Source organism: Mangrovihabitans endophyticus (assembly GCF_014646155.1).
Lineage (GTDB): Bacteria > Actinomycetota > Actinomycetes > Mycobacteriales > Micromonosporaceae > Actinoplanes > Actinoplanes endophyticus.
Genome location: NZ_BMMX01000096.1, coordinates 1 through 3,121 on the forward strand (window position 1 = coordinate 1; position 3,121 = coordinate 3,121).

Annotated in this window: 4 protein-coding genes; 3 read left to right on the top strand and 1 reads right to left on the bottom strand. The window is 66.0% G+C overall.

Features of this window, described 5'->3' with window-relative positions; genetic code table 11:
• The first annotated feature begins 367 nt into the window (after nt 1-367).
• The 3 genes from IEY73_RS34545 (at nt 368) to IEY73_RS32440 (ending at nt 2,529) form a co-directional block, all read left to right on the top strand.
• A complete protein-coding gene (locus tag IEY73_RS34545) occupies nt 368-604 on the top strand; it encodes a DUF7669 domain-containing protein (protein WP_444543395.1) in 237 nt (78 codons plus the stop codon).
• A 143-nt stretch (nt 605-747) separates the two neighbouring features.
• Nucleotides 748-1,398 (top strand): AAA family ATPase, encoded by a 651-nt coding sequence (locus IEY73_RS32435; RefSeq protein WP_189083174.1) that lies wholly within the window; start codon nt 748-750, stop codon nt 1,396-1,398.
• A 315-nt stretch (nt 1,399-1,713) separates the two neighbouring features.
• Nucleotides 1,714-2,529: a hypothetical protein gene (locus IEY73_RS32440; protein WP_189083175.1), complete on the top strand. Its 816-nt coding sequence runs from the start codon at nt 1,714-1,716 to the stop codon at nt 2,527-2,529.
• A 51-nt stretch (nt 2,530-2,580) separates the two neighbouring features.
• Here the strand turns inward: IEY73_RS32440 and IEY73_RS32445 are convergent, their stop codons facing one another.
• On the bottom strand, nt 2,581-2,724 hold the full coding sequence (locus IEY73_RS32445; RefSeq protein ID WP_189083176.1) for a hypothetical protein: 144 nt from the start codon (nt 2,722-2,724) through the stop codon (nt 2,581-2,583).
• Nucleotides 2,725-3,121: the final 397 nt, after the last annotated feature.

Sequence of the window (3,121 nt, forward strand, 5' to 3'; positions counted from 1 at the left end):
GCCGGGTGGGCCGCCACGGCGGATCCCGCTGGTGGAGATGTTCCCCGGACAGCGGGTGTTCTCCTTCCGGCTGGCCAGGCATCAACGAAGGTTCACGCGATTCACCCGCCCGGTCTGCCCCTCGCCCGTGACTCCCGGATGGGACGGGAGTCCTTCGGCTTTCCCCTCGGGCTTCGCACCCTGCCGTTACCAGCAGCGCACGCCAGGGGCAGGGCCGGGCATCGAGCACGCGCCCGGAACTACGCCACCGACATCATGTCGGCCCTCCTAACTGCGAGTCCACTCGCAAAGTGCGACCTCGTGTCGCAACGGCAGAAGAGGGCGTACGACGGAACCATCGAGAGCTGCTGGGGACCACGATGGAACCTTGACCGCGAGAGACGAGATTCTTGCTGCACTACCGACTATCGAGGCTCGGAGCGAGGACGGCTCGTTCATTCCCCAAGATGTCGTAGACGAACTACGCCGGCGCGGAAGCACTCACGCGGAGTCAACAATACGAACCCATGTGGTGAGCCGGATGTGCGGCAACGCCCCCGACAACCATGCCCGTACCTACGACGACCTACGACGCGTGTCGGACGGCCGCTATCGGCGCACGTAGTTGGCCGTGCGGTCGCAGATCGCGCGTTCTCCGCGGCATGAGCGTGAGTTCGGTCGCCTCGTGCCGTGCTAACTTGAACGGGCTAGAGACCCCTTCCGCGCGCCGGACGTGTCTGCATCGTTCTGCGGAAGGAATGGCGGCTCATGCCACGTCTCTATGGTCCCGGGCATTTCACCGAGGACCCTTACTCGCAGGCTATTTCGCCCCACGGCGTTCCGGTGGACGATCTCGTCGCTGTGCTCCAGAAGGAGATCAGGCGTAGTCGCATCGACAACGCCGTGCTCGCCGCCTACGAGATGTTCATAACCTCGCCGGATGTCGCTCAGCACCTGTGGCGGCGCCTGCAGCTCATCGCGGTGGAAGACGTGGGGATGGGTCTGCCCCTCGGGCCGGTGCTGATCGACGTGCTCCACCGCAATTTTGATGACGCCCCCGGTGGGGACTGGATGATGGCGTGTCATGCCGTGCGTCTGCTCGCTTCCGCGCCCAAGGACCGCACCAGTTCCGAACACGCCGACTGGGTCGCCACGAAGGTCGCTCTCGGCGAAGCGTTGGTCGAGGTCCCTGACTACGCCCACTGCGTGCACACCCGCGCCGGTCAGGAACTGGGGCGCGGCCTGACGCAGTGGTGGGACAACGGCGCTCAAGTGCGCGACGAACTGAGCACAGCGGATCATCGATATCGTGACGAGTTGATCGAGATCCACCGCCGCGACGAAGCAGAGAACGGGACTGAACCTCGCCCGTCCCGCTGGCAAGCGCCACCGCGACTCCAGACTACGACTGACATGTAGGCGTCGCCGGCCCGCACACCTCGGCTACCGCGAGCCGGCCAGGGCGCTGGCCGACCACCGAGCGTGACGGCGCGCGGCCCGGCCGAGGTGCCCGATCGGCGGCGTGAGAGTACGTCGCAGAACTAATTTTGGGCGCGACCGACTTCTCAAGTAGAGGCGTTGCTGACCGTGGTCTCGTGCGTACCGGAGAAGCATTGTTCACACCCGACGTAGGATGATCGGCGTCCGTCGAAGTACGGATGGTTGATTACCGGCGTTTCGGTCAGGTGGTTGCATCGAGCGCATCCGCCGCTTGAGACATTGGACCGCTGCCGCATGGCGAAGAACAACCTACGCGCCAGCGCTGCCGCCGGAGCGGTGGTGTTGTCCGCCACGACAGGACTGATCACCAATGTCCTGACCAACCGATGGTCCTGGGGACTAGGCGCCGCGCTCGTCGCACTAGTCATCATCGGCGCCGCGCTGGCGTTCGCGACGTCTATCTGGGAGCACCGCGGCAGCATGGCGCCCGCGCCGCTGCCCACGCCATCTGCTCCGCGGGACGGCGGGTCGTCCCAGAACGCGTATGCCACCGGCGGGTCGGCGACGGTGGCGGGAGGCAACGTGAGTACCGGCATGCCCGCCGGATATGTCGTAATATCCCTGCTGATCGTCGCCGCCGCGCCCGTCGCCGTCCCGCTGGTTGCTGCCCGGCTCACCCCCGCCTCCGCCGTGGACCCGGGCGGTGGCGCTGCGATGAGCAGTACATCGCCCTCGCCGGCGGAGGACCTGAGTTACCAGCTGAAAGCCTCGCAGGTCTCCCCGCGGACCGTCAGGGTAGCGGCCATAGCGTCCGGTGTGCCGGTGCCGGGGCTAGCGTACTGGTTCGTAGTGGAGGTGAACTACGGCGACGGGAACACCGACTACTACCCCCGCCGGAAGATGACCGGTAGGTCAGCGACTTTCGACCTCACCGTGCCGGATATTTCAGACCTGAAGTACGTCCGCACGGGCCGCGTATACGCGATGAGTAAGAACCAGAACGCCCAGGCCGAGGACCGGTTCACGCGGCAGGGTGCCAGCGGCGTCAACGACTTTTTCGCCGAGGCGACCGGCCAGCCAGCATCCAACGGCGTGACATTGCCGTTCTGACCTGGTGGCACTGGCAACAGCGACGCCTGTGGTAGAGCGAGCTGGCAGTGTTCATCGTCGCCGTAGCAGGGGTGTGCACATGCGGCACTGGTCTTCCGATTCGACGAATCGGGCATACAGCGCCTCAAATTCGGCCACGGCTGCGGCGTCGTTCGCCGGCCGATCGCCTTCCCAGACAGGCATGTCGTAGGACATGCCGAGATTCTCGCGTACGCCCCGAGCCACGCGGCACCCGTATCTCTGCCGAGCCTGCACCAGTCCACGACGTGGCAGTTCCTGCCCACACAACGCCCGACCTGCTTACATCGCGCTGGCCACGCCGGCCGCCGTAACGCTGAGTAGCGAACGGATCGCGGCATGTCAGGGCGCTGCGGAGCGGTCGGACCTCGTACCGTTGCCCTCGCCGGCGGGCGTTGTCCCGCAGCCGCCCGTCGGCTCCTCGTACGAGGCGCGACGGGAGTCGTGGGTGCGCTTTCTCGTCGGCAAATCCGATTGTCTGTGGCGGACGTGGAGCACCACGGGGCGCGACCGCTGCGACCGGTAGATTTCGTCCGCATGGAGTCGTGGGGTGCAGCACTGTACGGAGATCCGT